This is a genomic window from Rhodococcus sp. SG20037, assembly GCF_031763325.1.
Lineage (GTDB): Bacteria > Actinomycetota > Actinomycetes > Mycobacteriales > Mycobacteriaceae > Rhodococcus_F > Rhodococcus_F qingshengii.
The window spans coordinates 4440004-4466889 of sequence record NZ_CP134497.1; the positions used below are offsets into that span (position 1 = coordinate 4440004).

The window sequence follows — 26886 nt, forward strand, 5'->3', positions numbered from 1 at the left end:
ATCAGGGAACCTGACACCTGGGAAGCACACGATTCAGGCGGAGAGGCGCTTTGCTGCCGCAGCGATTCGTTCGTCTGTTGCAGTGAGCGCGATCCGCACGTGCTTGCTCCCGCTCGGTCCGTAGAACTCACCGGGGGCAACGAGGATCCCACGATCGGCGAACCAACTGACCGTCGCTCGACATTCCTCGCCGCGCGTCGCCCAGAGGTACAGACCTGCCTCGGAATTGTCGACGGTGAATCCGGCGCCTCGAACAGCTTCGATCAACACACTACGACGCTCGCGGTACCGCTCGCGCTGGATGTTCTCGTGTTGGTCGTCGCCCAAGGCTGCGGTCATCGCCGCCTGGATCGGTAGCGGCAGGATCATGCCCGCGTGCTTGCGCACCTCGAGCAGTTCCGACACCAGAGCCGGATCACCGGTGACGAACCCGGCGCGATAGCTCGCGAGATTGGACGTCTTCGAAAGTGAGTGGACCGCAAGCAAACCGGTCAGATCACCGTCGTTGACACGAGGATCGAGAATGGAGAGCGCATCCGCTTCCCACGTCAATCCGAGGTAGCACTCGTCGGAGACGACAATGGCGCCGCGCTCGCGCGCCCAGGCCACGACCTTCTGCAAGTGCTCGAGGCCGAGCACCTTGCCGGTGGGATTCGAGGGCGAGTTCACGAAGATCATCGCCGCCGACTCGGGACCGAGCTTGTTCAAGCCGTCGGCGCGCAGGACGCGAGCACCTGCCAGTTTCGCTGCGACCTCGTACGTCGGGTACGCCAACTCCGGAATGACCACCAGATCGTCGGCTCCGAGACCGAGCAATTTCGGCAGCCACGCGATCATTTCCTTGGTACCGATGGCCGGCAGCACCGCTGCCGGATCGACGTCGGGAATGTTGTAGCGGCGATCCAGTGACTCCGCCACGGCCTCGCGAAGCGCGAGCGTGCCATGAGTCGTCGGGTATCCGGGCACCTCGGCAACAGAGGCCAGAGCCTCCTGAATCACCGGGTCCACCGGATCCACCGGCGTCCCCACGGACAGGTTCACGATGCCGTCGGGATGAGAGTGCGCCTTCGCCGTGACATCGGCAAGCGAATCCCACGGAAAATCAGGAAGCCCAGCGGCCACCGGAGTACGAGACAAGATCTCTATTCCTCACCCATGGGAGGCAGCGCCTTGATGAACGGCGTGTCGTAGTCGACCTTGCCGAGCTTGGCCGCTCCACCCGGTGAGCCGAGATCGTCGAAGAAATCGACGTTGGTGCTGATGTACGCGTTCCACTGGTCCGGGACGTCGTCTTCGTAGAAGATGGCTTCGACGGGACAGACAGGCTCACACGCGCCGCAGTCGACACACTCGTCGGGGTGGATGTAAAGCATGCGTCCACCCTCGTAGATGCAGTCGACAGGGCATTCTTCGATGCACGCCTTGTCCATCACATCTACACACGGTTCAGCAATCGTGTAGGTCACTGCCGATCTCCCTGCCTTCCTGTCGTGCATCGCCGCCGCAACACGCAGTTGCAAGGGGCCGAAAATCCGATACGACTCTCACGTACCGCGGGAACAGCCTATTATCCCCCTGCCGACCGACTCTGAGCACGCGGGGGTAACACATTTCAGCCTACTGCGGTGATGTTCCTCGACCGAATCGCGATCCACTTCTCCCCCAGAGCGGCCGCGCGTACCAGTGCGCCCCGCTCACCGAGGTAATCCGCCACGACGCCGACCACCGGAATCTTGCCGAAAATCTCGTACGGTTTTGTCCGAGACGGCCGCTTGTGCAACTCGTCCGTGATGGCACGAAAAGTCTTGGACGTGCGCCACAACGTTCCGATGAGCGCGAACGGGCGCCAGGTCTCGTCGGCGCCGCCGGCTGATTTCTCGGCGAAGTCCTCTCCGGTGAGAAGCTCTCGAGACTTCGTCTCACGCCGGCACAGCACCGACGCCAGGAGGTCCACCTGCTGATCCCGTTCGGTCACTCCGTGTTCACGGGCAACCGCAACGAGCACAACGGCCTGATTCGCGAAGGCCAGCAGGTCCTGGATCGGCAACCGATTGAGGAGGACGCCGAAGATGCCGGGGAACGCGACGGCAACGGTGTTGAGTGCACCCAACCGGGTCGTCCACCACTTCGAGCGCTGCTCGTCGGTCATCACCGACCACGCCGCCGTCCCGGGGAACTTGACGACGTCGAGGACCCAAGCGGCCGCGTCCAACACCATCGCAGCAGCGTTTCGCTCGGGATCGGTCGGCTCGAACGTCCGACGCTTGATACCGAGCAGATCGCTGTAGGCGAGGTCGAGAACCGGGTTGATCCCCCACACCGCTCGATCGAGAACCTCGACGACCTTGCGGTCCCCCAGTACGTCAGCCATCAGGCAATCGCTCCTTCGCGTCGTGCATGTGTGGTGGTTCGTTCGCGTGCCGGACGTCCGATTCCCTCGGCGATGGCGCGCAGTTCTGCGACGGTCTTCTCGGAACCGTGTTCGGAGCCGGCCATCCGCGAGATCGTCTCTTCCATCAGCGTTCCGCCGAGGTCGTTGGCGCCGCCGTTGAGCATCATCTGCGTTCCGGTGATGCCAAGTTTGACCCAGCTGGTCTGGATGTTGGGTATGCGGCCGTGCAGCATGATGCGTGCCAACGCGTGTGCAGCGCGGTTGTCCCGATTGGTCGGCCCTGGCCGGGAAGCGCCCGCCAGGTACAGGGGCGCGCTCTGGTGAACGAACGGCAGCAGCACGAACTCTGTGAATCCGCCTGTACGGTCCTGGATTCCGCGAAGAACGTTCAGGTGCCCGACCCAATGGTGCGGCTGATCGACATGCCCGTACATCATCGTCGAACTCGACCGCAGCCCCACCTCGTGCGCCGTGGTGACCACTTCGATCCATTCCGCCGTCGGCAATTTGCCCTTGGTGAGGATCCAGCGCACCTCGTCGTCGAGGATCTCCGCTGCCGTACCGGGAATGGTGTCCAGGCCCGCCTCACGAAGGGCCGTCAGCCAATCCCTGATGCTCTCACCACTGCGCGATGCACCGTTCACGATCTCCATCGGAGAGAACGCGTGGACGTGCATCGACGGCACGCGCTTCTTGACGGCCCGGACCAGGTCGGCGTAACCGGTGACGGGAAGTTCCGGATCGATACCGCCCTGCATGCACACCTCGGTTGCGCCGGCGACGTGCGCTTCCCACGCACGGTCGGCGACCTGCTCTGCCGACAGCGTGAACGCGTCGGCGTCACCCTTGCGCTGCGCGAACGCACAGAATCGGCAGCCCGTGTAGCAGATGTTGGTGAAGTTGATGTTCCGGTTCACCACGTAGGTGACGTCCTCGCCGACGGCATCCTTGCGCAGCGCATCCGCCAGTGCCACAACGGCTTCCAGGCCCGGGCCCTCCGCCGTGGCAAGGGCCAGGTACTCGTCGTCGGAACATCCGGCCGGGTCGCGTTCGGCACTGCGGAGCGCAGCCAGCAGATCGGTGTCGACGCGAATCGGAGCACTGAGTTCGAGGACCTGTTCGCGCACGGTCTCCCAGTCGCCGAACGCACTGCCCAGGTCACTGCGGGTCTCGGTGTTGCGCCCGTCCGTGTCGATCTCGGTATTGAGATCGACGCGTCCGCTCGATTCCCACGACTCGTCCGGTTCCTGCCACGGCCGGCCCACCGGCTTGGTGTCGGGCAGGGCGAGGCCGGTCTTGGGATCCGCCAGCGCCTGCACGTGGCCTGCGATGCGCGGATCGATCCACGGAGCCCCCGCCAAGACATACGCCGGCTGAGCTGCGGTGCGTTCGGTCAGGATGAAGCCGCCCTCGGCGCTGATCTCGGCCAAGGTCTCGAGGTTCGGCCACGGACGCTCGGGGTTGACGTGATCGGGGGTCAACGGTGATACCCCGCCCCAGTCGTCGACGCCTGCGCCGAGCAGCGCGAGGCACTCGCTGTTCGAGACGAGATTCGGCGGACTCTGAATCCGCATCGTCGGCCCGAGCAACAGGCGTGCGACGGCGATGGCCGCGAGAAACTCGTCGAGTCCCGCATCAGGCGTATTGCGCATCGCGGTATCAGGCTTGGCCAGGAAGTTCTGAATGATCACTTCCTGGATGTGGCCGAACGCCTTCTGCGACTTGCGTATCGCCATGATCGACTCGGCACGTTCGAGGAAGTTCTCCCCGATGCCCACAAGAATTCCCGTGGTGAAGGGGATGTTCAGTCGGCCTGCGTCGGTCAGGGTGCGTAGCCGAACCGCCGGGTCCTTGTCCGGGCTGCCGTAGTGGCACTCACCCTTGTCGGTGAACAGCCGGGTAGCGGTCGTCTCGAGCATCATGCCCATCGACGGCGCAACGGGCTTGAGCCGCGAGAGTTCCTGCCAGCTCATCACACCGGGATTGAGGTGTGGGAGCAGGCCTGTCTCCTCGAGTACCCGGATCGACATCGCTCGCACGTAGTCGAGGGTGGAGTCGTAGCCGCGTTCGTCCAGCCATTGCTTGGCTTCCGGCCAGCGAGCCTCGGGGCGATCCCCCAGCGTGAACAACGCTTCCTTGCAGCCCAATTCGGCGCCTGCCCGGGCAATGTCCAAAACCTCGTCCGGTTCCAGGAACATGCCGTGCCCAGCGGCACGCAGCTTCCCCGGCACCGTGACGAATGTGCAGTAGTGGCACTTGTCCTGGCACAGACGGGTCAGCGGAATGAAAACTTTTCGCGAATACGTCACGGTGTTCGGCCGACCCGCTGCCAGCAGACCGGCATCGCGAACCTTGGCCGCCGAAGAACACAGATCGGTCAGATCGGTTCCCCGTGCCTGCAGCAGCGTTGCCGCCTCGTCGACGTTCAGGGTCGCTCCGTCGCGTGCACGACGGAGAACTCGCCGCATCGCCGACGCTGACGGGCCGGGCGACGGACTGGACGAGGCGGACGCGGAAATACCTGGCATCGGAAGCATGGTGGGTTTGCCGGAGTCATCACCAGTTCGGTTCACCTAGCGATCATGCGCCATGTGGGACGACTAGTGCCACCCGGTGCCAGAAGTAGGAGGCCTCACCGCCCCCACACCGCCTCGATCACGACGGCCGGTAGTCGTCGTCGACCGCAACCTCGACTCGTTGATCCACCACGTCAGCCACTGGCGCGTCGAGCGGAATGTCGGTCAGATCGGGTTCTTCAGGGGCGTTCGGATCTACGGGTGTCGATTGTTCGAGCGCATCTGATTCCGGAGCCTCCGGGTCGAATGTCGCATCTTGTTCGGTCATCACGTGCTCCCTTCGCGGTCGCCACACTCCACGATAGGGCCGATGTCGACAGATCGCCCCTCACTCGACCAAAGTAGTGCCCATGACTGCGCCGCAACCGCTGACCATGGCCGACCCGTTATGGCGACCCAGCACCAAAGCCCCGAGGCTGTGGGCAATCACTGCCTCACTGTTCTGGGTACCCGTCATCGTCGCCGAAATCGTCTGTGCCGTCTTGGTACCCGGAATCCCGTCCTGGGTGGTCGGCACCGTATTCGCAGTCACCGTGCTCTTCGCTGCCACCTACATTCTGATGGTCCCGGCGTGGCGGTATCGCGTCCACCGATGGGAGATCAGTGACACCGCGGTGTACACACGCACCGGCTGGTTCACCCAGGAGCGACGCATCGCACCGATCTCGCGCGTGCAGACCGTGGACACCGAGCGCGGACCGATCGACCGCATGTTGGGTCTGGCAACCGTCACGGTCACGACAGCGTCGTCGGCCGGGGCCGTGAAGATCTCCGCACTCGACCAGGAAGTCGCCGACCGCACGGTGGCTCAACTGACGGAGATCGCGGGTACCAACGTCGGAGACGCGACGTGAACGAGAAACAGTTGGGCGACCCGACCGCGATCGAGATCCCGGTAGAGGCGGAAACGGCAGCTGCCGAGGCCGCGGAAGAGGAACAGCCCTGGCTCCGCCTCGACCGACGCATGCTTCTGGTCCACCCCGTCAACGAAGTCGTCAAACTGCTCCCGGTCCTACTCGTCTCCGTAGTTCTCGGCAGCCAATCCGGAAACCACTGGTGGGGACTCGGCGTCGTCACTCTGCTCGTCATCTTCGGTTTGTTGCGGTATTTCACCACCACGTACCGAATCGGACCCGTCCACGTTCAACTGCGCACCGGGGTCTTCCAGAAAAAGCTGCTCTCCGTCCCGCGTAGCCGCATCCGATCCGTCGACGTCGAGGCCGGGGTCATGCACCGGTTGCTCGGACTGTCGATCGTGCGCATCGGTACCGGCCAGCGCGCCGGGAGCGGCCACGATTCGAACAAGTTCGAGCTCAACGCCCTGTCGACCGCCCTGGTTCCGGACCTACGCGCCGCACTGTTGGCCGGCGCCCAGCAAGCACGGCGACTGGAAACCCCGGGCACGCCGGTCGAAAGCATCACCGAACCGGTCGACACCGAAATCGGTCACTGGGAACCGAGTTGGGTTCGCTACGCCCCCTTTTCGTTCACCGGAATCGCCATCATCGCAGCCATCATCGGCATCTCGTTCCAATACGGCATCGGCACTGCCGTCGCGAAATCCTCGGCAGTGAGCGACAGCTTCGACTCACTCGAGAGCCTCGGCATCGCACTGATGGTCGTCATCGCACTCGTCGTGCTGCTGGTGCTGTCGAGTGCACTCGCCTGCGTCCAGTACCTGATCGCGTTCGGCAACATGAAACTCACCGACAACGGCCGCATCCTGCATGTCAGTCACGGCCTGTTGAAGACTCGGCAAACCACACTCGACCGCGCCCGCCTCCGTGGCACGACGCTCAAGGAACCGCTCCTGCTGCGATTGGCCCGCGGCGCGCGTCTCGACGCCATCATGACCGGGGTCAGCGCCGAGAAAAAGGAATCTTCGCTGCTACTCCCACAGGGACCACGCAGGGAAGCCGAGCGAGTGATGGCCACCGTGATCGGTGACTCACGCCAGGCGTCCGCCCCGCTGATCCCGCACGGCCCGGCCGCGCGGCGTCGCCGGTACACCCGAGCACTGTTCCTCGCCGCGGTGGCGTTCCTGGTCTGTGTGGCGTGCGCGGCTTCTGGACTCGATGTACCGATCTACGCGTGGTTCGGGGTCGCCGTACTCGCCATCGGTGGCACCGCCCTCGCCTTCGACCGATACAACGGCCTCGGCCACGCAGTACTACCCGGATGGTTGATCACCCGAAACGGCTCGCTCGATCGCCAGCGTCACAGTCTCGAATCCGAAGGTGTCATCGGATGGACGGTGCGCGAGACGTTCTTCCAACGACGCGCGGGAGTGGCAACCGTCGTCGCCGCGACGCCCGCCGGCACCGGAAGCTACGAGGTGATCGATCTCCCCGCCGAGAACGCGTGGGCATTGATCGAAGCCGTCACTCCGGGCGGTGGCGACGTGTGGGCAGGTCGTCGATGATGAGCCGCGCCAGCGAACCGAGCCGCGATCGCTCCGGCTGGATGGTCGGAACACCGAGGAGTTCCAGCGGGGCGGCCGTCACCGGTCCGACGCAGTAGGTCGGTACCGGTCCGCGCATAGCTGCGACGAACCGCTCCAGCTCGCCCATTTCTTTTGCCGTGCTGAGCATCGAGGAGACCGCGGGGGCACTGGTGAAGGTCAGCGCGTCGATCGCACCGGAACGAACTGCAGCGACCAACGCGCGGACCGGCGACTGATCCGGCGGCCGGATCCACCGATAGACCGATACCGGAGTGACAACCGCGCCGATGTCGGCGAGGGAGGCGCTCAGGTCCGTCAACGGCTCCCATTCGGTGATGGTGCCGTGCAACTGGACTGCGATGCGCAAGCCTGCCACTCCCTCGCTTCCGAGATGTGCCAGAACTTCCTCGGACGACTCACCCGAAGGCGACCATTCCTCGCGCAGTCCGGCGCCTCGGATGGCACCCGTCGCCTTGGGGCCGCGGGCGATGATGCGCGTGTGGGCGAGAGCCCCGAGGAACTCCTCGGTCAAACCCCACGAGGCGACGGCGTCGAGCCAACCCCTGAAGCCGATCCCGGTACTGATCACGACCAATTCCGGAGGATCGGCAATCAAAGCGGACGTCTGAGTCCTCAGGTCTCGATCGTCCACCAACGGCAGCACATGGATCACCGGTGTCCGCACGATCTCCGCGCCTCGACGTTCGAGGAGCGTCGCAAATTCTTCGACACGCCGTTCTGCGGTCAAGGCGATAGTCGCACCCGCCAAATCATGTTCAGCCACAGGCTGAGTGTCCCTTATGCACGGGTCAGTTTCCTACGCGCGCGCCGAGAACTATTGCGAGCTGAGGGTGGCGAGTCTGTTGATCGCCACTTTGAAGAGGAAAACGGCGGCCGGAGCGATCGCACCGACCAGCAGCAGGAAGGTCAGAGGGGACGAAAGCACGAGTACGTCGCCGCCGGGGCCGCCCACCATGCACACCAAGAACCCGACGATCCAACCGGCGAGCGGCAATGCGGCCCTACCCGGCGTCGTAACCGTGCGGGCGGCGATCACCAATACGAGGTTCGCGGTCGCGGCTACGAGAATGCTGATGGGAAATGCCGTCGTACCGAGATGAGTCGGCAAGAACAGGACGGACAACACCGCGCACAAGAACCCGTCGAAAATCAGGACGCCGAGGATGACAGGGTCGAGCCACGACAGCGACGTTCCTGTCGAGGCGTCCGTGTTGTTCTCGACCGTCGTCATGGTTTTGATAGTGGTCTATCGGTCGTCATCGCGCGAGCGCGGGGTCCCTCCCGACAAGCACCCCGGCTCGCGCCCGAAAAGCACGAAGCTGATCAGGGAACCGGCGGGAACCCGAGCAGAGTCAGCAAATGACTCTGCTGATCTGCGAATGCGTAGAGCGACCCGTAATACAAGTCGTGGTAATAACCAGCCATCGGACGCAACGAATCGACGAAGGCGACGATCTGGTTCTGCAGGTCCCAGTTGTACATTTCTTCAGCCCCCAGGCTTTGCTGTTACCGAAAGGACCACCCATCCGGTGACACGCATCACACACCACTACGGCGTCGATCGCAATGCCTGAGAGCCGACGCCCAGGTCAGCTGTGCAGCCCGCCGAACAGATCGCGCTCGCGGCCGTCCTCACCCACCGGACCGAGCGCGCCGGCGGCCAATACGAAATGCTCGACCGTCAGGATCGGTTGGACCACGTTGTTCGACAATGCGAACTCGGCTCGGCTCGGGGCTACCGTCACCTGAGTGGCGTGGGCGCTCAATGCCCTCGCCTTCGCATCGATGACGCCTCGAACGTCGATTGCCGTCGTCACGTCTGCGTCCTCGACACTCGGCAATTCCCCGGGCTCGGGCAGACGCCAGTTCTCCGGGAACTCGGAAATCGCCGCGATGCCGCGTTCGAGTCCGCTGCGCTCGGTCACGGTCCAGTAGAACTTCGGAGTCGACCACGGCTCGCCGGTCTCGGGATACGCGGTCGTTCCTGCAGCTTCGACCGCCGCTGTCGTGATCGCGTGCGCCTGGATGTGATCCGGGTGCCCGTAGCCGCCGTTGGGGTCGTACGTGATCACGACGTGCGGCCGAATCTCACGAATGACGGCGACCACCGCGCCAACTGCTTCGTTGAGTCGAGCATTGACAAAAGCACGGGGATTGGCGGCCGAAGGTGTGCCGATCATTCCGGAGTCGCGATACCGACCGGCACCGGCGAGGAAGCGAGGAGCGGCACTGCCCAAAGCCGACAAAGCAGCGCTCAGTTCCGCGATCCGGTAGCCACCGAGTTGATCGGCCTCGGAAGCCACGAGCCCGGCCCACGCATCACCGATCACTTCGCCTTCCTCCCCCAACGTGCAGGTGAGGACTGTGACCTCGACGCCTTCGGACGCGTATCGCGCGATGGTGCCACCGGTGGTGATCGTTTCGTCGTCCGGATGTGCGTGTACCAACAGAAGTCGCTTCGCCGACGCGGTCACTTTTCCACCCTCACCCAGTCCGTAGCGTTTCCGAATATCCCCACCTGCACCGGCCCGTCGAGGACCACGCCCTCGACTCCGGTCCCGACCGCGACCAGCGCTCGGCTCTGCACGATCGGCAAAACCGCCGCAAGATCCCACAGCCTGGGTTCCGCATCGGCGATCAACGACCCCAGATCCCCGATGCCACTGAGCGCTTCGTCGATCCGACCTTGCAACGCCGGATCACACAGCCCGGACAGGTTGCTCGGAGCCTCGACGCTTGTCGTTCGGATGGGCTCCGGTGTCTGCGACGGCGTCGGTGCGGGCACTGCCGAACTTGTTGCCGGAGTGGAAGGTGCGCTCGGGCAACTGAACCGCGAGGCCAGCGAAGTGGCCGTGTCGGCGCCTGCCCGGCTCCAACCGACGATCATGTCGACGCGTCCTGTCGTCAGGTCCTCGCCGTAGAGTTCCTCCGGCGCCACCGATTCGACGGTCGCCAGGATTCCCACGTCACGCAATTCGTCGGCAGCGGTGTTTGCCACGGCGATCGCGATGTCGTCGTTTTCGGGAGCGCCGATCAGCAGTGTCAACTGGGCGCCGTCACGGACGATCGATCCGACCGTTCCAGTGCCCGTGACGATTCCGGTGGGCGGTGCCGTCAGGTAGCCGGCTGCGGTCAGCTCGCCCAGTGCTTGCTCCCTGCTCGGTTTCGGCGGCGCGGTGGGCGCATATCCCGGATCCGACGGAGCGAGGATCTGAGCTTTCACCGGGGCGGACGCCGATTCACTCCCTGCCGCCACCACGGCGAGCAGGTCCGGATCGAGCAGTCCCAGAACACCTTTACGCACCCGAACATCCGCGAAGTTCTTGCTTCGCCCGTTCACGTTGATGTCGAGAGTGCGCGGAACGTAGGAGAATGCCGTCCTGACACCCGGGATTGCAGACAGCTGAATATCCGTGGCACTACCCGAATGAACCTGCGCCACTTGGGCATCGTCGGTACGCAGCGCATCCGCCAACTGCGCAGCCGTTCCTCCGCGTCGCAGAACTATCTGATCCGGGTCTGAAGGCTTGCCCCAGAATCGGTCGTTGCGTTCGAGCACGATTTCGTCCCGGCCGCGGTCGACCGAGCGCACGTGAAAGTGGGCTCCCGACACCGGAATCCCCTCACTCAGGCCGGTGCTGAAACCGCCGGGAGTGTCCTTGATCAGGTGGGACGGAAGAATATCGGTGAACAACTCTCGCCATGCCGGATACGGCGCACGCATCACGACGTTGACCGTTTTGCCGCCGCCGGACGAGTTCACGTCGTCGATCATCTGATAGCCCGCGGGATTGACCACACCGGGAACCGAGATCATCTGCTGCCACAGGTAGCGAAAGTCTTCTGCCGCAATGGGAGCGCCGTCCGACCATTGGGCTTCGTTGCGCAGTTGGTAGCGAATCGTGAACGGGGCCTCCGACGTCACTTCAGCGGAAACGAGGAAAGAATCGTCGATCGCCCACTCCGTCGCGCCAGGTTGTGTGGGCGAATTGATCGGGCGAAACGCACTGGGCAGTACGAGGTTGCCGACTGCGGAGTTGACCGGCGACTGATCCGCGAGCAGGTGCGGGTTGAATCCGCCTCCCACCTCGTCGATTGCCACAGTGACCTGCTTCATCGCCGGAACGACCGGAGTCGGTGTGGGCTTGACGGTTTCGGTGCTCTCGACCGGAGGCGGCGGATCGGCTGTACATGCAGTCAGTGACAACGCCGTCACTGCCACTGCCAACGCCAGGTAGCGACGTCCTGAGGCCACAGACAATTCCTTCCGTACGGGGCCGCGTCGCCCCTTCGCACTCGATTTCCAGGCAGAACTTTGCCTGGAAACCATGAAGGCGAATGTACCTTTCCGCCGAAAACTCGGCTGAAAGGCACATCCGCCTGTCAGGTTGTAACCGACGAAAGACTACAGAGCAGCCTTGTCGCGTGCCTTACTACGTGAACGCTCGCGAGCGCGCTCGGTTGCGTTGAGGTGCACCTTGCGGACGCGAACGTCCTCCGGGGTGACCTCGACGCACTCGTCGCTGGAGCAGAACTCCATCGCTGCTTCGAGTTCGAGCTTGATCGGCTTTGCGAGGGTCTCCATCACGTCTGCGGACGACTGACGCATGTTGGTCAGCTTCTTCTCGCGGGTGACGTTGATGTCGAGGTCTTCCTGACGCGGGTTGATACCGACGACGTGTCCCTCGTAGGTGTCTGCGCCGGGCTCGACGAAGAAGGTTCCGCGGTCGGCCAACTGGATCATGGCGAACGGCGTCACCGTGCCGGAGCGGTCCGAGACGAGCGAGCCGGTGTGGCGCGCACGGATCTCGCCGGCCCACGGGCCGTATCCGTCGAACACGGCGTTGGCGATACCGGTTCCGCGGGTTTCCGTGAGGAAGTCCGTGCGGAAGCCGATGAGGCCACGCGAAGGAACGATGAACTCCATGCGAACCCAGCCTGCGCCGTGGTTCGACATCTGGACCATCTTGCCCTTGCGGTTGGCCAGGAGCTGCGTGATGGCGCCGAGGTACTCCTCGGGGCTGTCGATGGTCAGCTCTTCGAAAGGCTCGTGAACCTTGCCGTCGACGAGCTGCGTGACAACCTGCGGCTTACCGACGGTGAGTTCGAAGCCTTCACGACGCATCTGCTCGACGAGGATGGCGAGCGCGAGCTCTCCACGACCCTGGACCTCCCACGCATCGGGGCGACCGATGTCGAGGACCTTGAGCGAGACGTTACCGACGAGCTCCTGGTCCAGGCGGGACTTGACCATGCGTGCAGTCAGCTTGTGACCCTTGACGCGACCGACGAGCGGTGACGTGTTGGTGCCGATAGTGACCGAGATTGCCGGCTGGTCGACGGTGATGCGGGGCAGTGCGACCGGGTTCTCCAGATCGGCGAGGGTGTCGCCGATCATGATGTCCGGGAATCCTGCGACGGCGCAGATGTCACCGGCGACGGCGACCTCACCGGGAACGCGCTCGACACCGATGGTCGTGAGGAGTTCGGTGATCTTGGTCTTCGTGACGACGGGCTCGCCGTCGACCTCGCGGCACCAGGACACGGTCTGGCCCTTGCGCAGCTCGCCGTTGTGGATGCGAACGAGTGCGAGGCGACCGAGGAATGCGGATGCGTCGAGGTTGGTGACGTGAGCCTGCAGCGGTGCGTCGACCGAGCCCTTCGGCGCGGGGACGTACTCCATCAGCACCTGGAAGAGTGCGGTGAGGTCCTCGGCGTCGGGAGCCTTGCCGTTCTCGGGCTGCACGGTCGATGCCTTGCCTTCGCGACCGGACGCGTAGAGGACGGGAAGTTCGAGTGCGAGCTCAGCGGCTTCGGCGGCCTCGTCGGACAGGTCCGATGCGAGGTCGAGGAGCAGGTCCTGAGCCTCGGTGACAACCTCTTCGATGCGGGCGTCGGGGCGGTCCGTCTTGTTGACGACCAGGATGACGGGCAGCGAAGCGGCGAGTGCCTTGCGCAGCACGAAACGCGTCTGCGGCAGGGGTCCCTCGGAAGCATCGACGAGCAGGACGACGCCGTCGACCATGGACAGGCCGCGCTCGACCTCGCCACCGAAGTCGGCGTGGCCGGGGGTGTCGATGACGTTGATGACGGTGATGGAACCGTCTTCGTTGACCTTATGTACTGCGGTGTTCTTCGCGAGAATGGTGATGCCCTTCTCGCGTTCGAGGTCGCCGGAGTCCATAACGCGATCGACCAGCTCGGCGCGCTCCTCGAACGCGCCGGACTGACGAAGCATGGCGTCGACGAGGGTGGTCTTGCCGTGGTCGACGTGTGCGACGATGGCAACGTTACGGAAGCTGGTGATGGTCACGCGATGGCTCTCCTGGCTGAGTTGATTCGGCCACGCGAAAGTCAAGTCGCACGGCTCTTCTGGTGGCCGCTGCACGAGTGTGTGATCCGAATCAGGGCACGAATCGCCTGAGAAGGCACCGCGGCCTAGTAAATACTACTCGCTCCGGGCTGATACTCCTGCATTGTGCGGCCTCTATCACCGCCCCCACCAGCGAATAGTGATCTGCACCACGCCGATGCGCGTAGGATTACGACCTGGAGAAACAGGTCATTTAAGGGTACGCTAACCTCGTTCCAAGAGCGGGCTCTCCGCCGTAGTGAAACAGGAAAGCCGCAGCGTCACATGGGAAAAGTCAAGGCAAGCAAGGTCTCGCAGCTCAAGCCGAAGAAGAAGTGCTGCCGCAAGAAGACGCGGTGCATCAAGTGTCCCGTCGTCATCATGCGGATGAAGAAGCTCGAGAACGAGGGCGCATCCAAGAAGGAACTGAAAGCGGGTCTCAAGAAGGCTCGTGCGGCGTAAGCGCGCTCAATTCCGCGAGTAACTCGGGGATCCAGGCTCGATCGTTGTCCACCAGATCCATCGACAACAGTTCTTCGGCGTCGACCCATGTCAATTGAGCATGGTCGAGCGCGACCGGTTCTCCCGACACCAACTCCGCCCGGTAGGCCCGCAGGACCAACCCCGGCGACAGTGGCACGTCGACACCGATTCTGGCGCCGCATCTCACCTCGACCGCCAGTTCCTCGAGCAGCTCCCGCGCCAACGCGTTCTGTGGCGATTCGAATTCTTCGACCTTCCCGCCCGGCAGCTCCCAACGACCGGCCAAAGCCGGCGGACTCGTCCGCTGCGCGAGGAGCAGCCTTCCCTCGCGGAAGATCGCACCGGCGACAACTTCCCGATCCCTTGCAGGTGCATCACTCATCGCACCATGATGGAGTATGGCCACTTTGTTGTCCGACTCCGCGATCCAAAACGCTCTCGACGAACTGCCCGCCTGGCAACTGTCGCCAGGGTCGATCACTCGCACGGTCGACTCCGCGACATTCCCGGACGCCATCGCGCTTCTTCAACGCATCGCGGCAGTCGCCGAGGCCGCGGATCATCATCCCGACATCGACGTTCGCTGGCGAAAGGTCACGTACACGCTTTCGACACACTCGGCGGGCGGTCTCACGGAACTGGACTTCGACCTTGCCCGTCGAATTGACGTACTCGTCGACGATTCGGTCCGTTTCGACTGATCTTCGAGTGAACAAACCTCGCAATCTGACGTAACAGTTGCATCAACTTTCACATAGATCACTTCAGTCACAGGTATGGTCGCCGTAAATCACGATCGAGGCCGGTCATGCCATAGACTCCCCCCGGTGCGTAGCTGCTCAGCAACTGAACAGCTGTACAACCCGGGGGCTCTGTACATAGAGTGACCCCTCGAGCCGTCAAACGCGGAGCTCGCCTAGGCGCCCGCGCGGTATGACTAAGGATGGGGAAACAGTGCTTCGAACCCGAGGTATGCGAAAGGCGTTCACCGCCGTCGCTATTGCCGCAGTAGCAGGACTGGCATTGCCGGCACAGGCAATGGCCGATCCGGCAGCACCGCCCGCACCCGAAAGTGTGCCGATCGAGTTCCTCGCATCGTTTGCGCCCGCCATCATCGGCGCCGCCGCAGGTCCGGCCGATGTTGCAGGCGGACCGCAGCAAGCGTTGCTCGACCAGGCTCGCGCGATCCTGAACTCCCCCGGCATTCCGCCCGAGATCAAGGCCACCCTCGAGAAGGTCATCACCTTCCTCGACGGCAGCGGCGGCGGCGGACCGGCGATCCCGGACGAGAACGCCCCCGTCATCGCGCAGTTCCTCTACCCGACGCTTGGCAAGGGCTGCATCTCGGCCACCGCCGATTCGGTCGGAACTGCACTTGCCGTTCCCGGCCCGGCTCACCTGCCTCCTCCCGGTCCCGCTGCCGGTCAGGCCGGATTCGTCTTCACCGCTCTCGGTACGGCTCCCGCCGTCGACGACCAGCCGGTGCCGATGACCGTCACCTGGGTCAACATCGACAACCAGCGCAGCGCCACCCAGAACTTGACCAACGCCGCACGCATCAACCCGGACGGCCCAGCCACTCTGTCGGCTATCGCCGATACCGGCCCCGGACGCGTTCTCTCGGTGATCAGCGGTTCGCTGACCACCCAGCCGGAAGGCGCAGATCGCATCACCTGCAGCTTCCTTCCGACCGTGGGCATGTTCGCGGTAGCTTGATCGAAGTCTTGTGAAAGGGACCCACCGAATTTCGGTGGGTCCCTTTTACATCTCCGATCACCGTGATAGACCCGATAGATGGGACATCTACGAGTGGACATCACGCACGGTCGTCCAGAGAAGAAATCCGGCCCAGACCAGTCGATACGGTCACACAAGTCGACGCGATCGATACTGTCCATCCGATCCGAGGGGTCCATTCTCTCGATCGGATCGGCGTACTCGATCCTGTCGATCGGTAGCGTCGGCTCTTTTCTTTCGATCGGAAGCATCGGGTCTACGGCGTCGGTCCTGAGTTCGGGCTCGTTCGCCAGTCTCGGGTCCGCGCTGTCCGGTCTCTCACGTTGGTCACTGCTCTCCTGGCGTGGAAATCATGCAGCCCCCGAAGAGCACCCGAAACTTGTTGTCATTGCGCCGGAATCGGATTCGAGCGATCCGGACCGCTCACTACGATCCGTCTCGCACTCTCAGACCTGATTCGGTCGCGGCCATTCGCGGCCTTCCAGCGCTTCGACCGAGGTATTGAATTGCCGCAGTAGGTCACCGAGCGCGAGACGCTGCTCCGGCGTCCACTCGCGGAGGACCTTTTCGACACCGGCTGTCGAATGTTCGCGATCAGCACGAAGTTTCGACAGCCCCTGCGCCGTCGGCCGGACCTTTCGCGCGAGCCCTCCGTCCGGATCCTCCACTCGCTCCACCAAGCCCTGACGCCTCAGCGCGCCGATCTGCCGGTTGATGGTGGAGATGTCGAGCGAGAAAGCGCAGGAGAGTTCCTTGAGGCTCATGGGATGTTGCAATTCCAGTCGACCGAGCAGTAGATACGCCGACCGGTCCAGATGAAGTTCGGCCCGTTGTGCGAGCGCGTGGTAACGCGAGAGCAGAGTCAACTCGTACTCGATATTCACCAGATCAGGGTCCCGGTCCATCCTCATATTGTGCAGACTACACACGATGTGTAGCGTGCACACTGGGGCGAACGCACCAATCAGAACACGCCATGGCGGGAGCCGCATGTCCGTTCACGCAGGGTCGTCCAATGTCGACGAGAAAATCCCCGACACGAACTACGCATCCTCGGGTCCAGTGCTCACCGTTCTAGGACTGTGCGGAATCGTCGTCGCCTTGATGCAGACGCTGGTAGTCCCCATCATTCCGCAATTGCCGCACCTGTTGAACTCCACTCCCGCCGACACCTCGTGGGCGGTCACCGCAACACTCCTCGCCGCCGCGGTGATCACGCCGATCAGCGGGCGCCTCGGCGACATGTTCGGCAAGAAACGAATGCTGCTGGTCAGTCTCGCGATGGTCGTTCTGGGCTCGGCCATCTGCGCGATCGCACCTTCACTGATCGTGCTCGTTGTCGGCCGTGCACTTCAAGGAGCATCGGTCGGGGCAATTCCATTGGGCATAGCCATCATTCGTGACGTTCTTCCACCGAAGAAAGTGGCCGGCGCGATGGCGGTCATGAGCGCCACCCTCGGCGTCGGCGGTGCGATCGGACTGCCGATCGCCGCGGTGATCGCCCAGAATGCCAACTGGCACTTCCTCTTCGTCACATCGGCAGCGTTCGGGCTGATCTGCATCGCACTGGTTGCGTTCGTCATTCCCGAATCGACCGTACGACGCCCGGGACGTTTCGACTTCGTCGGTGCGCTCGGCCTCACCGTTGGTCTGATCACCCTGTTACTCCCCATCACCAAGGGCGGAACCTGGGGATGGGGCGACGCGAAAACCCTGGGGCTCCTTGCGGTTTCCGCGCTCAGCTTCCTGGTGTGGGGATGGTGGGAACTTCGACGCAACGCACCGCTGGTGGACCTCCGCGTATCGGCCCGGCCGCAAGTTCTCTTCACCAACTTCGCGTCGATCGCCGTCGGTTTTGCCATGTACGGCAATTCCCTGACGCTCCCCCAACTGCTCATGGCACCGACGTCCACCGGTTACGGACTCGGACTGTCCATGGTTGCAGCGGGGCTCGCACTGGCCCCCGGCGGACTCGTCATGATGGCGCTCTCGCCCGTCTCCGCTCGAATTTCGGCTTGGCGCGGCCCGCGAATCACGTTTATGCTCGGCGCCCTCGTCATCGGATTGGGTTACGCCTTCGCATATTTCACGGTGTCGAGCGTCTGGCAGGTCGCCGTGGCCGGAATGTTCATCGGAGCGGGCGTCGGGCTCTCGTACTCGGCCATGCCGGCCTTGATCATGGGCGCAGTCCCCATCACGGAATCTGCAGCCGCGAACGGACTGAACTCACTGATGCGATCGATCGGCACGTCGACGTCTGCCGCGATCGTGAGCGTCGTCCTGGCCGGAATGACCATCACCGTCGGCACCGCAGTGATCCCCTCGTTCGAGGCGTTTCGTGCCACGTTCCTGATCTCCATCGCCGCCGCCGTCGTGACGATGGTGTTCGCCGGGTTGATTCCCAAACAGAAAGTCTCGTAAGGGAATCAACCCGGCGGAGGACTCACTTCTCCGAAGAGCCTTCGATGCTGCCCGTCTGCAACTTCGACAGAAGTGTGTAGATGAAATTGATGATGATATCCACGTGGTGCCCTCTCACATAACGGGTCCCCGACCCGACAACGACGGTACCGCAGAACTCTTCTCCATCGAATCGCCGACAATCAATTCTGCAACGTGTTCTAATTTGAGGCGACGACTACCCGAGGAGCCTTTCATGACCTGGACACGCACCGAACTCGAAGACGCCTTCGCGGGTTACCAGAACACCGTTGTCGAGTGCACTCGTTCCGGCGATTGGAACGCCTTCGCGGACATGTTCACCGAGGACGTCGTCTACGTGGAACACGCTTTCGGCACCCTCAATGGCCGAGAGGCCGTACGCAAGTGGGTTACTCGCACGATGACGGAGTTCCCGGGGCACCGCATGACCGAATTCCCGGCCAACTGGTTCGTGGTCGACGAGCAGCGCGGATGGATCGTGTGCGAGATCGACAACCCGATGGAGGATCCGGGTGACGGATCCAAGCACGGAGCCGCCAACATCACGATCCTGCACTACGCCGGCAACGGACTGTGGTCTCGCGAAGAAGACGCCTACAACCCGATGAACTTCCTGTCGATGGCAAAAGCATGGTGCCTCGCCGCGGAAGCGGCGGGCACCCTCCCCGACGACGCCAAGGCCTGGCTCGCCAAATTCGGCGCTATGGTGCGATAGATCCTGTCGGCAACGAGGATCCGACCGGCTGGGCCGGACCGACCGCACCGGCCAACGACCACTGCCCGTAGTCCCGAGTGAGGATCGAGTTCAGATCCACGCCGACGCCGTCGACCTTGCGCTTGTCGATCTCGAACTGATGCAGGTTTGCCCGCGGGTGCACATACCCTGCGGGCGAGCCCCAGTTGTGCTGCCAGAACCAGGTTCCGACGCCGGCACTGATCATTGCGTCGATCACGCGAGTGTTTCCGTAGACGCCGAGCGCTCCGTTGCCGACAACCGAGGCCCACCCCTCGAGGTACGGCGTGATCAGCGTAGTGATTTCAGTAGTGGTCGGGTTGTCGTCGATCGACGCGTAGATCGGCCGACCGGACGGCCCACCAGCCGCCGCATGTAGTTCGAGGCCACGGGCAGCATGACGCTTGCCCGCTTCGCGGGCCCCGCGCCAGTCCGCCGTTCCGCCCTTGCCGAATTGATAGCAAGAAACGACTTGAAGTCCGGCCGCGGTCAACGCGTCGGTTTCCCGCGCCAGTACGGGCTTGCCGACCATCCAATCGGCGCCCGGGCGCCTGTCCGAGACGTATCGAATGGCGCCCGCATACCCGGCGGCCTTTATCGCCTGAGCGGACGGCACACCGGCGGCGTAATCGAGCAGGGTCCCGAGCGAACCGGCATTGGCCACCGACGTCGTACCGCTCAATGCAGCGAGTCCGGCAGCCGCCGATCCAGCCGCTGCGTACTTGAAGAGGTTTCTTCGCGAGACGTGCACAAAGCTCCGATCATCGGCGTGTCCCGCTCGAAGTGGCGGGCAGGCAAGCTATCTTCTTTCGCTCGCATTCCACCACAGTCACATCAACCCCGCCATGCACTTGGTCAACAATGCTCACATTGTCACCAAATTGGACGCCTGACAGACAACAGTGGCCCCCGAAGGCATCGCCTTCGGGGGCCACTGAGTCGGCCTAGCGGCCGGAAGCTATCAGCTGAGCGAGGTGAAGAAGCTCAGAGCGCTGAAGAGATCAGACGCGTTGCTGAAGAAGTCGTTGAGGAAGGTGAAGGCATCCGAGAATTCTGCGCTGCTCATGCGATGTGCTCCTGTCGAAGATACGGTCCAGAGGATTGCCGCCACGTGAGTGGCTGCTGGCGATAAGAGTAGAGGCCTTCCGTTACTTCCGCGACACCAAATGTGTCCGGGACGTTACATTTCGACCCCTTCGGGGCGCGGACATACACACAGGTAACACCCACCGGCAGTGATCAAACTGTCACCTAAGGACGATTTATTGACGTATTCCGAACATCATTCCCGATAGCAGCTACCGAGCAGCATCAAACCTGTAGGCCGACCACAAGATTGGCAAGCCTTACTTAACAGGATGGGTGTTGCTCCCGATAGAGGGCGTACCAGCAGATTGGCCAAATCCCCCGCGGCAATGTAGCCACGCGAGCTTAGTGCGGGCGCAAACATTCAGCCACAGTTCGAGTTAGCGAGATCTTTACGCCGAAAACGACCGGCCCGACGGCCCGCGGGACCATACCTATCGGTCATCATGGTGACGCTATTCACACTGATTTGAGGAACTCCCGGCACCGATAACAACCGGATCTCGACACCGATTGGACGTTCGAGGGCACAGTGGAGTTCATGAACCTCACAAAGAAGAAGTCCTGGAGTGAGCTGTCACCCGCGCAACGCCGCGTCGTCGCCGTGCTCGCAACGATTCAGTCCCTGTTGGCGATCGCCGCGTGGACAGACCTGGCGCGACGCCCTGCCAATACGGTCAACGGCAGCAAGAAGAAGTGGGCGGCGATCATCTTCGTCAACTTCTTCGGGCCACTCACCTACTTCCGCCGAGGCCGGATTCAGTCGAAGTAGTCCCAGAACTGCAGCCACTTCACCGACGCGAAGAGCGTCAGAGTCACTGCGTACACCGCAATTACCGCCGCGACGCCGCGCCAGTTGGTGCGGGGAACGGCGCCGTCGACCGGGTCCAGCCAATGACGGAACCATCTCGTGACCGTCGGCATCAGGAACCACGTCATGGCGCCGACGCTGACTATCTGGCTCAACCACATCGACAGCCACGGCGGCGCTCCGATCCCGTCGAGCAACGGCCCGAGAAACCTCGACAGCGTCATCACCGTCGGATAGAGGACGAGCAGGATGATCATCGCCGTCTTCCAATTCGGCGTCGCGCGAGTCTGCCCGTTCTCCGTACGCAGAATGGTGCCGAACGGTGTCGACCGCGTGGTCTCGGTGAAGTCCTCGGCCAACTCGGCCCGCAGTTTCGGTAGTGCTGCGGCCCTCTCGGGCGACGCCATCCACACCGCCAACTGCTGCTCTGTCCGAAACCGAAGGACGGACTTCCACTGGGTGGAGTCGGTGACCGACCGCAACAACATCACCGACTCGTAGCCGGAGAATCGCGAACTGAGATCGATGAGGTGTCGTTGCGTTCGCAGAAACTCGTTCTCCTTACCCACGACGACGGCGTGGTCGTACACACCGATACCGGGCGGCGGCAGCACGCCGTCGATCAGAACGAGATCACTCGTCTGCGCCAGAATTCCCGTTGCAGCAGCTGATCTTTCGAGATCGCGGCGATCAGTCGACTCCAGCCAACGATGAAGATCGTCGGCACTGTCGAAAGTGACGGACACGCCGTGCGACACCGGTTCCGGTTGATCACTGATGCCACAGCTCAGGTAGCCGTCGAATCGACCGGCGGTCTCGGCCGCACGCTCGACCCACGCCCGGAATCCCGAACTCGTTCGGTGGTACCCGGTGATGGCAGTTGCGGACACGTCAGCCCGATATCCGGCGCCCTTGCACGTACACGTGCGCAATCGCGGGCTCGCGCATCGCCATCAGGAGCCCGAAGAGCGTCTGGTCGCGGGCGAGTATCGGATCATCCGAACGCGTTCCGTAGTTGACGAGCCCGGCGAGCGGCGGCCACCCGGACGGATCGATCACCAGGAAGTCGGCCTCTTTGCCCTCGTCGAAGTTGCCGATCCGGTTCTCCATGTCCAGCGCGCGAGCACCGGCGAGTGTTCCGGTGAACAGCAGTTCGGCAGGGTGCATCGACACTCCGTCGTCGCCGGCTTCGGAGATGTGAACCTTGAAGGCGTCGCCGAGGACTCGGGTGAGCAGGCACTCGTCGCCGCCACCGAAGTCCGATCCGATCGCGATGTTGACCCCTGACGCAACGGTTCGTTTCCACGGCATGGTGCCGGAGCCGAGAAACTGCTGGGAAGTAGGGCAATGTGCGATCGAGGTTCCGGTCTCGGCCATTCGTGCGAGTTCGGAGTCCTGGCAGTGCACCGAGTGCGCGAGTATCGCGCGTGGACCCAGGAAGCTCTTTCCGCCGACCTGTGAGCCGGGGAGGAACTTGCCGTCGTACGTGTCGAGATAGGTCTCGACCTCGTACTCGGCGAGTGTGGTCGCCACCTCGCCGGTTCCGGGCCGATTGTTCTCGTTGAGATGACTGTGGAAGTAGACGCCCCGGTCACGGACGGAGTCGTACAACTCCCCCAAGTCCTTCAGCGTCCGTGTTGTCACCGCGAGAGAGAAGCGGGGAACCACTGCGACGTGAATGAGCGCAGTGTTCACGTCGCCGGTGTCGGCCGCGTGCCACTTGTCGATCTCCTCGCGGGTGAGTCTGATCGCGTCCTCTTCCGAGGTGATCAGTGCAGCGGCGGAGGCCGGGCCGGTGGTCTGAATCCCGCGTCCGCTGACCACTCGAAGGCCGCGTTCCAGAGTTTCCGAGAACAGGGCGTCCTGCGCGTGCGGGAAGGCCGATCCGAACACCATCGCGGCCGTGGTTCCCGTGGCGATTCGGCGAGCGCAGAAGGCCTCGGCAGCGTGCTGGGCGAATTCCGGATCAGCGAATCTCGATTCGGAGGGAAAGACGCACAGGTCGAGCCACTCAAGGAGTTGGCCGCCGCCGTAGGCGTCGCCGGCGTAGGTCTGCGGGAAATGAATGTGTGCATCGACGAATCCGGGCAGCAGGAAACCCGGTCGGTGGTCGTGAATTTCGCCGCCCGCGAGGTCTCCGGGGAGCGATTCGAATTCTCCGCAGTAGACGATCGTTCCGGCATCGTCGATCGCCAAGACGCCGTCGGGGATCGAGACGAGCGACTGCGCCGCATCCTCTACCGTCGGACGACCGGAGATGTGGAAGACATGGCCTCGATGAAGGTGCGTCACTTACTGAGCAAAGCACAAAACTACCCGGCGCCGCGCGGCGAATGCTGTCCTTTTTGTCAGATATTGGGATCAAGCAAGAGTTGCATGCCAAACAAGAGCCGCAGCCAGCGCACCTGCACCGTTCAACGACCAATGCAGAGCAATCGGCGCAATGAGGCTGCCGCTGCGATGACGAAGCCAGGTGAATACGAGACCGGCCGCAGCGGTGGCGAGAACAGCTCCGAGGATGCCGGCGACCTGGCCGACGACTCCGGTACCGAGAAAGCCGGACAGCCCTTCGTTACCACTGGTCAAACCCATCGAAGACGCGATGTGCCACAGTCCGAACATCAGAGAACCGGCAGCGGCGACGCCGCGGAATCCACTGACCCGGTTCAACGTGCCGTGCAGGACGCCACGGAAAGCCAACTCTTCGGGAATGACGGTCTGCAGCGGGATCACGATCATCGACGCGACGATCGCGCCGGAAATTGTGGCGTAGCGATCCGCCATGAAGAAGGGGCGTGTGAGCGGAAGCAACGCGCCGACGGCGACAACGGTCAGGACCAGGCCGACGGCGGCAAGGGCGTACTTCGAACCCCGTCGGAGATCGCGAGGGGACAGCCCCAATTCCGCCCAACCCATTCCCCGGCGCTTGGTGAGCGCCAACAGGACGAGAGCAGAGATGGGTACCGTCGCGATGCTTGCCCAGGCGGTGGTGAAATGCGCGATCAGATTGGTTCCCACCAGCACCACGATCACAACAGCGATATCCACGTATGCATGCATCCGCGGAAAACGAGGAGCGGTCGCTTCGATCTCCACTGGGCCGCCGCTCGTTAGCTGAAAGTTCACTTTGTCCAGTGTACCGGCGCACGAGAACTGCCCGCCACTGTTTGCGAACACGCTCACAGTGACGGGCAGGTCCCGAAACAGCTCTGATCAGGCGCCGAGCGTGCTCGCAAACTTCGGAACGGCGTTGTCGATTGCGTAGGTCAACCCCGGTACCGAGCCACTCGAGAACGCATTGACGAGTGCCGGGTCATCGAGGATCAACAGATGTCCCTCCTGAGCCGACGGGATTGCGCGCAGTAGCGGATCGTTCGCAAACGCACTGCTGTCGAGGAAGATCGGAAACAGCACCGTGAGATCCGCGTCGAACAGGTTCAGGTTCTCGTTGGCGACCGGGATGTAGAAGTTTCCGGTGGCTTTTTCGGTGATCGCCGTCGGGATCGTGAAGCCGAGGCGGGTCATGAAGTCTGCGCGTGCGTCGCCGGGTACGTAGGCGCCGTAGCCGTCGGAACTGTAGGCGCCGACCGCCGCGGTCTTGCCCGCGAAGTTCGGATTGGCGGCAATCGCGGCCTCGAACTTGGCGTCGAGGCCGTCGAGTAGCGCCTTGCCTTCCGATTCTTTGCCGAGTGCCTTGGCGACGAGTTCGGTCTGCTGCTCGACCGTCGTCCCGTAGGCCGTGGCGAGACCCGGCGGCGGCCCGACCGTCGGTGCGATGGCACTGAGCTTGTCGTAGGTGGCCTGCGTGTTGTCGCTTCGCGTCCACAGAATGAGGTCCGGTTCGAGCGCGATGACGTCTTCGACGCTCAAGTCCATCGTTCCGAGGATCTTCGGGTCGGTGGTGAACTCGTCCGCAATCCACGGTCCGACGCCCTTGCCGCCGAACGCCATCCAGTCCGCGACGCCCACTGGTTGAGTGCCCAGAGCGAGTGCCGTCTCGGCATCCGACCAACCGAGCGCGACGACGCGCTCCGGGTTGGCCGGGACCTCGACGTCGCCGAACATGGTCGAGACGGTTGCTCCCGCCTCCGCGGGTGCGTCAGCGCTGTCGCTGCTGCAGCCGGCAAGTCCGGCGACGGCGAGCGAGGCGGCCAAGGCGGTGACTGCAATCTTCATTCGAGAGACTTTGATTCGCATGGTTACCAGCACTCCTCCAACGCTCCAGCGAGAATTAGGGAAGGCTAGCATCAGCTAACGAAGGCTGTCGCCCATCGGCCAGATCGTGTTCAGGACGCGTCTGCGGCCCGTTCGAGCTCCGCGATATCGATCTTCTTCATCTTCATCATCGCGTCCGTGGCGCGTTGCGCCTTGGCCCGATCCGGATCCTTCATCAGTTCGAGAAGGCGATTCGGGACTACCTGCCAGGACAATCCGAACTTGTCCTTGGCCCATCCGCACGGGCCCTCTTCCCCACCCTCGGTCAGCCTGGACCAGTAATGATCGACCTCAGCCTGATCGACGCACGGAATCTCGAAAGACACTGCTTCCGAGAACGTGAACATCGGTCCGCCGTTCAATCCGGTGAATCGCTGACCGTCGAGCTCGAAGCTGACGGTCATCACCGATCCCGCCGGCATTCCGGAAGGCGATCCCTCGACGTATCTTTCGATTCCCAGGATCTGCCCGGAACCGAACACCGAGATGTAGAAGTTGGCTGCTTCTTCTGCTTGGTTGTCGAACCACAAACAGGGAGTGATGGAAGGCATGTTCTGTCCTTGTCGGAGAGGTTACGAAACAGGTGTACAGGGTTATAGACCCGGCCCGAACCGGAAACTCATCGCAAGGAATTACTCAAGCCGACAACGCAGAGTCAAGCATCGGCCAGGAGCGAACGAGTTCGTCGCGCCAGTACGGCCAACCGTGCGTCCCCACCGGTTGAGCGCTGCGGGTGACATCGACTCCGCGATCACGCAACACCTGAGTGATCTGGTTGGTGCACAGGTTCGATCCCAGTTCCATGACCCCGCCGACGACCAATACCCGGCCCAGGGCAGGAGTATCGAGAGTTTCGTGCGGACCTGGTAGTCCCGATCCCGAGGCGAGATACACCTTGGTGCCGCGCAGCTTGTCGGCATTGGCGAAAATGTCGTGCTCTTGCCAAGCCTCACTGCCGGCCGGACCCCACATCTGCTCCGAACGGGCATTTCCGTTGATCACCACAAGATCGGTCAACGCCTTGCCGAATCCTCCGACGGTTGTGTAGCAGCCGCTGTAGCCCGCGACCACGTCGTACAACCCGGCCGAGCGTTGGGCCAGGATCAGCGCGGCTTCTGCACCCATCGAGATCCCGCCGATTGCGTTGTGCCCGTTGGTGGCGAACCTCGTGTCGATCAGTGGGGGAAGCTCTTTTGTCAGGAATGTCTCCCACTTCAGACGACCGAATTTCGGGTGGTCTTCCTGCCAATCGGTGTACATGGTGCCGGTTCCACCGATGGGGAGTACGACGTTCACATTCTTGTCGGCAAAGAACGGGACGATATCGCCGTTAGCCGGGGCCAACCAGTTGTTCTCTTCGATCTGCCCGGAATTGCCGTCCAGGAGATACAGCGTCCCGCGCGGTTCCGAGCGGTCGGCAGGAAGCAGCACTTTCACCGCCATGGTGCGCCCCATGGCGGGACTCGCGACGTCGAGAAGCACCAAGCGCGAAGACAGTTCGGTGACACTCGTTATCTGCGGAGTCTCGTCGGCGAGCGCGGTCGAAGGCGGCGCCAGTACTGAAATCAAGGCGAGCGCGCCTACGAGAACGACGC

At 63.0% G+C, this 26886-nt stretch carries 29 protein-coding genes; 9 read left to right on the plus strand and 20 right to left on the minus strand.

Annotation, left to right across the window (positions count from 1 at the left end; translation table 11 throughout):
- Window positions 1–33 precede the first annotated feature (33 nt).
- The 5 genes from dapC to RHP72_RS20180 form a co-directional block, all read right to left on the minus strand.
- Window positions 34–1137 carry a succinyldiaminopimelate transaminase gene (gene dapC / locus RHP72_RS20160; RefSeq protein ID WP_003945226.1) on the minus strand — a complete coding sequence of 368 codons (1104 nt, stop codon included), beginning with the start codon at window positions 1135–1137 and terminating at the stop codon, window positions 34–36.
- Window positions 1138–1142: 5 nt separating this feature from the next.
- Entirely contained in the window at window positions 1143–1466 is a 324-nt protein-coding gene (gene fdxA / locus RHP72_RS20165; RefSeq protein ID WP_003945248.1) for a ferredoxin, read from the minus strand.
- 146 nt (window positions 1467–1612) lie between these two features.
- The gene (locus tag RHP72_RS20170; protein ID WP_269612950.1) at window positions 1613–2371 is read right to left on the minus strand and encodes a hypothetical protein; all 759 of its coding nucleotides are present in this window, start codon (window positions 2369–2371) and stop codon (window positions 1613–1615) included.
- Window positions 2371–4929: a bifunctional FO biosynthesis protein CofGH gene (locus tag RHP72_RS20175; RefSeq protein WP_063316832.1), complete on the minus strand. Its 2559-nt coding sequence runs from the start codon at window positions 4927–4929 to the stop codon at window positions 2371–2373. Before RHP72_RS20175 ends, RHP72_RS20170 begins: the two co-directional genes overlap by 1 nt.
- A gap of 118 nt (window positions 4930–5047) precedes the next feature.
- A complete protein-coding gene (locus tag RHP72_RS20180) occupies window positions 5048–5236 on the minus strand; it encodes a hypothetical protein (protein ID WP_003945217.1) in 189 nt (62 codons plus the stop codon).
- An 82-nt stretch (window positions 5237–5318) separates the two neighbouring features.
- Between RHP72_RS20180 and RHP72_RS20185 the strand changes: the two genes are divergently transcribed.
- Window positions 5319–5822, plus strand: a complete 504-nt coding sequence (locus tag RHP72_RS20185; RefSeq protein WP_042926352.1) for a PH domain-containing protein — start codon at window positions 5319–5321, stop codon at window positions 5820–5822.
- The gene (locus tag RHP72_RS20190) at window positions 5819–7390 is read left to right on the plus strand and encodes a PH domain-containing protein (protein WP_081305368.1); all 1572 of its coding nucleotides are present in this window, start codon (window positions 5819–5821) and stop codon (window positions 7388–7390) included. The genes RHP72_RS20185 and RHP72_RS20190 overlap by 4 nt, the downstream gene beginning before the upstream one ends.
- Here RHP72_RS20190 and RHP72_RS20195 read toward each other — a convergent pair.
- The 6 genes from RHP72_RS20195 to typA all read right to left on the minus strand — a co-directional run bounded on the left by RHP72_RS20195 (window position 7350) and on the right by typA (window position 13745).
- Entirely contained in the window at window positions 7350–8195 is an 846-nt protein-coding gene (locus RHP72_RS20195; RefSeq protein ID WP_003945251.1) for a uroporphyrinogen-III synthase, read from the minus strand. The genes RHP72_RS20190 and RHP72_RS20195 overlap by 41 nt on opposite strands.
- 51 nt (window positions 8196–8246) lie before the next feature.
- The gene (locus tag RHP72_RS20200) at window positions 8247–8663 is read right to left on the minus strand and encodes a hypothetical protein (RefSeq protein ID WP_030536224.1); all 417 of its coding nucleotides are present in this window, start codon (window positions 8661–8663) and stop codon (window positions 8247–8249) included.
- Window positions 8664–8755: 92 nt separating this feature from the next.
- The gene (locus RHP72_RS20205; RefSeq protein WP_003945210.1) at window positions 8756–8914 is read right to left on the minus strand and encodes a hypothetical protein; all 159 of its coding nucleotides are present in this window, start codon (window positions 8912–8914) and stop codon (window positions 8756–8758) included.
- Window positions 8915–9021: 107 nt separating this feature from the next.
- Window positions 9022–9906, minus strand: a complete 885-nt coding sequence (gene mshB, locus RHP72_RS20210; protein WP_166502498.1) for an N-acetyl-1-D-myo-inositol-2-amino-2-deoxy-alpha-D-glucopyranoside deacetylase — start codon at window positions 9904–9906, stop codon at window positions 9022–9024.
- Window positions 9903–11687, minus strand: a complete 1785-nt coding sequence (locus RHP72_RS20215) for an ABC transporter family substrate-binding protein (RefSeq protein WP_311093743.1) — start codon at window positions 11685–11687, stop codon at window positions 9903–9905. The genes mshB and RHP72_RS20215 overlap by 4 nt, the downstream gene beginning before the upstream one ends.
- Window positions 11688–11837: 150 nt before the next feature.
- Window positions 11838–13745: a translational GTPase TypA gene (gene typA, locus RHP72_RS20220; protein WP_007726276.1), complete on the minus strand. Its 1908-nt coding sequence runs from the start codon at window positions 13743–13745 to the stop codon at window positions 11838–11840.
- A gap of 324 nt (window positions 13746–14069) precedes the next feature.
- Between typA and RHP72_RS20225 the strand changes: the two genes are divergently transcribed.
- Window positions 14070–14246, plus strand: coding sequence for a hypothetical protein (locus RHP72_RS20225; protein WP_003945207.1), 177 nt, complete (start codon window positions 14070–14072; stop codon window positions 14244–14246).
- On the opposite strand, the gene RHP72_RS20230 is transcribed toward RHP72_RS20225, so the two are convergent.
- Window positions 14224–14649, minus strand: coding sequence for a (deoxy)nucleoside triphosphate pyrophosphohydrolase (locus tag RHP72_RS20230; protein ID WP_007726279.1), 426 nt, complete (start codon window positions 14647–14649; stop codon window positions 14224–14226). The two genes, RHP72_RS20225 and RHP72_RS20230, sit on opposite strands and share 23 nt — an antisense overlap.
- Window positions 14650–14665: 16 nt before the next feature.
- Between RHP72_RS20230 and RHP72_RS20235 the strand changes: the two genes are divergently transcribed.
- The 3 genes from RHP72_RS20235 to RHP72_RS20245 all read left to right on the plus strand — a co-directional run bounded on the left by RHP72_RS20235 (window position 14666) and on the right by RHP72_RS20245 (window position 16460).
- Window positions 14666–14968, plus strand: coding sequence for a 4a-hydroxytetrahydrobiopterin dehydratase (locus RHP72_RS20235; RefSeq protein WP_003945236.1), 303 nt, complete (start codon window positions 14666–14668; stop codon window positions 14966–14968).
- 271 nt (window positions 14969–15239) lie between these two features.
- On the plus strand, window positions 15240–15983 hold the full coding sequence (locus RHP72_RS20240; protein ID WP_003945233.1) for a hypothetical protein: 744 nt from the start codon (window positions 15240–15242) through the stop codon (window positions 15981–15983).
- 78 nt (window positions 15984–16061) lie between these two features.
- On the plus strand, window positions 16062–16460 hold the full coding sequence (locus tag RHP72_RS20245) for a hypothetical protein (RefSeq protein ID WP_042448789.1): 399 nt from the start codon (window positions 16062–16064) through the stop codon (window positions 16458–16460).
- On the opposite strand, the gene RHP72_RS20250 is transcribed toward RHP72_RS20245, so the two are convergent.
- Window positions 16451–16909: a MarR family winged helix-turn-helix transcriptional regulator gene (locus RHP72_RS20250; protein WP_003945257.1), complete on the minus strand. Its 459-nt coding sequence runs from the start codon at window positions 16907–16909 to the stop codon at window positions 16451–16453. The two genes, RHP72_RS20245 and RHP72_RS20250, sit on opposite strands and share 10 nt — an antisense overlap.
- A gap of 85 nt (window positions 16910–16994) precedes the next feature.
- Between RHP72_RS20250 and RHP72_RS20255 the strand changes: the two genes are divergently transcribed.
- Window positions 16995–18425 (plus strand): MFS transporter, encoded by a 1431-nt coding sequence (locus RHP72_RS20255; RefSeq protein ID WP_311093744.1) that lies wholly within the window; start codon window positions 16995–16997, stop codon window positions 18423–18425.
- A 235-nt stretch (window positions 18426–18660) separates the two neighbouring features.
- The gene (locus RHP72_RS20260; protein ID WP_007726289.1) at window positions 18661–19161 is read left to right on the plus strand and encodes a nuclear transport factor 2 family protein; all 501 of its coding nucleotides are present in this window, start codon (window positions 18661–18663) and stop codon (window positions 19159–19161) included.
- On the opposite strand, the gene RHP72_RS20265 is transcribed toward RHP72_RS20260, so the two are convergent.
- Window positions 19148–19930, minus strand: a complete 783-nt coding sequence (locus RHP72_RS20265) for a DUF1906 domain-containing protein (RefSeq protein WP_030536231.1) — start codon at window positions 19928–19930, stop codon at window positions 19148–19150. The genes RHP72_RS20260 and RHP72_RS20265 overlap by 14 nt on opposite strands.
- Window positions 19931–20806: 876 nt before the next feature.
- Between RHP72_RS20265 and RHP72_RS20270 the strand changes: the two genes are divergently transcribed.
- A complete protein-coding gene (locus RHP72_RS20270) occupies window positions 20807–21037 on the plus strand; it encodes a PLD nuclease N-terminal domain-containing protein (RefSeq protein ID WP_007726301.1) in 231 nt (76 codons plus the stop codon).
- Here RHP72_RS20270 and RHP72_RS20275 read toward each other — a convergent pair.
- From RHP72_RS20275 to RHP72_RS20300, 6 genes are all read right to left on the minus strand, one after another.
- On the minus strand, window positions 21025–21966 hold the full coding sequence (locus RHP72_RS20275) for an antibiotic biosynthesis monooxygenase (RefSeq protein WP_007726302.1): 942 nt from the start codon (window positions 21964–21966) through the stop codon (window positions 21025–21027). The two genes, RHP72_RS20270 and RHP72_RS20275, sit on opposite strands and share 13 nt — an antisense overlap.
- Window position 21967: 1 nt before the next feature.
- Complete coding sequence (locus tag RHP72_RS20280) at window positions 21968–23368, minus strand: amidohydrolase family protein (protein WP_003945240.1); 1401 nt, start codon at window positions 23366–23368, stop codon at window positions 21968–21970.
- Window positions 23369–23437: 69 nt separating this feature from the next.
- Complete coding sequence (locus tag RHP72_RS20285) at window positions 23438–24136, minus strand: CPBP family intramembrane glutamic endopeptidase (protein WP_051720844.1); 699 nt, start codon at window positions 24134–24136, stop codon at window positions 23438–23440.
- Window positions 24137–24289: 153 nt separating this feature from the next.
- A complete protein-coding gene (locus RHP72_RS20290; protein ID WP_225320101.1) occupies window positions 24290–25252 on the minus strand; it encodes an iron-siderophore ABC transporter substrate-binding protein in 963 nt (320 codons plus the stop codon).
- A 110-nt stretch (window positions 25253–25362) separates the two neighbouring features.
- Entirely contained in the window at window positions 25363–25842 is a 480-nt protein-coding gene (locus RHP72_RS20295) for a VOC family protein (protein ID WP_003945229.1), read from the minus strand.
- 85 nt (window positions 25843–25927) lie between these two features.
- Window positions 25928–26860: an alpha/beta hydrolase family protein gene (locus RHP72_RS20300; protein WP_311093745.1), complete on the minus strand. Its 933-nt coding sequence runs from the start codon at window positions 26858–26860 to the stop codon at window positions 25928–25930.
- Window positions 26861–26886: the final 26 nt, after the last annotated feature.

Coding starts and splice junctions, on each gene's coding strand:
- RHP72_RS20170 (WP_269612950.1), bottom strand. CDS start 2,371: ATGGCTGACGTACTGGGGGACCGCAAGGTCGTCGAGGTTCTCGATCGA.
- RHP72_RS20175 (WP_063316832.1), bottom strand. CDS start 4,929: ATGCTTCCGATGCCAGGTATTTCCGCGTCCGCCTCGTCCAGTCCGTCG.
- RHP72_RS20180 (WP_003945217.1), bottom strand. CDS start 5,236: ATGACCGAACAAGATGCGACATTCGACCCGGAGGCTCCGGAATCAGAT.
- RHP72_RS20185 (WP_042926352.1), top strand. CDS start 5,319: ATGACTGCGCCGCAACCGCTGACCATGGCCGACCCGTTATGGCGACCC.
- RHP72_RS20200 (WP_030536224.1), bottom strand. CDS start 8,663: ATGACGACGGTCGAGAACAACACGGACGCCTCGACAGGAACGTCGCTG.
- RHP72_RS20205 (WP_003945210.1), bottom strand. CDS start 8,914: ATGTACAACTGGGACCTGCAGAACCAGATCGTCGCCTTCGTCGATTCG.
- RHP72_RS20225 (WP_003945207.1), top strand. CDS start 14,070: ATGGGAAAAGTCAAGGCAAGCAAGGTCTCGCAGCTCAAGCCGAAGAAG.
- RHP72_RS20230 (WP_007726279.1), bottom strand. CDS start 14,649: ATGAGTGATGCACCTGCAAGGGATCGGGAAGTTGTCGCCGGTGCGATC.
- RHP72_RS20235 (WP_003945236.1), top strand. CDS start 14,666: ATGGCCACTTTGTTGTCCGACTCCGCGATCCAAAACGCTCTCGACGAA.
- RHP72_RS20240 (WP_003945233.1), top strand. CDS start 15,240: ATGCGAAAGGCGTTCACCGCCGTCGCTATTGCCGCAGTAGCAGGACTG.
- RHP72_RS20245 (WP_042448789.1), top strand. CDS start 16,062: ATGGGACATCTACGAGTGGACATCACGCACGGTCGTCCAGAGAAGAAA.
- RHP72_RS20250 (WP_003945257.1), bottom strand. CDS start 16,909: ATGGACCGGGACCCTGATCTGGTGAATATCGAGTACGAGTTGACTCTG.
- RHP72_RS20255 (WP_311093744.1), top strand. CDS start 16,995: ATGTCCGTTCACGCAGGGTCGTCCAATGTCGACGAGAAAATCCCCGAC.
- RHP72_RS20260 (WP_007726289.1), top strand. CDS start 18,661: ATGACCTGGACACGCACCGAACTCGAAGACGCCTTCGCGGGTTACCAG.
- RHP72_RS20270 (WP_007726301.1), top strand. CDS start 20,807: ATGAACCTCACAAAGAAGAAGTCCTGGAGTGAGCTGTCACCCGCGCAA.
- RHP72_RS20285 (WP_051720844.1), bottom strand. CDS start 24,136: ATGCATGCATACGTGGATATCGCTGTTGTGATCGTGGTGCTGGTGGGA.
- RHP72_RS20290 (WP_225320101.1), bottom strand. CDS start 25,252: ATGAAGATTGCAGTCACCGCCTTGGCCGCCTCGCTCGCCGTCGCCGGA.
- RHP72_RS20295 (WP_003945229.1), bottom strand. CDS start 25,842: ATGCCTTCCATCACTCCCTGTTTGTGGTTCGACAACCAAGCAGAAGAA.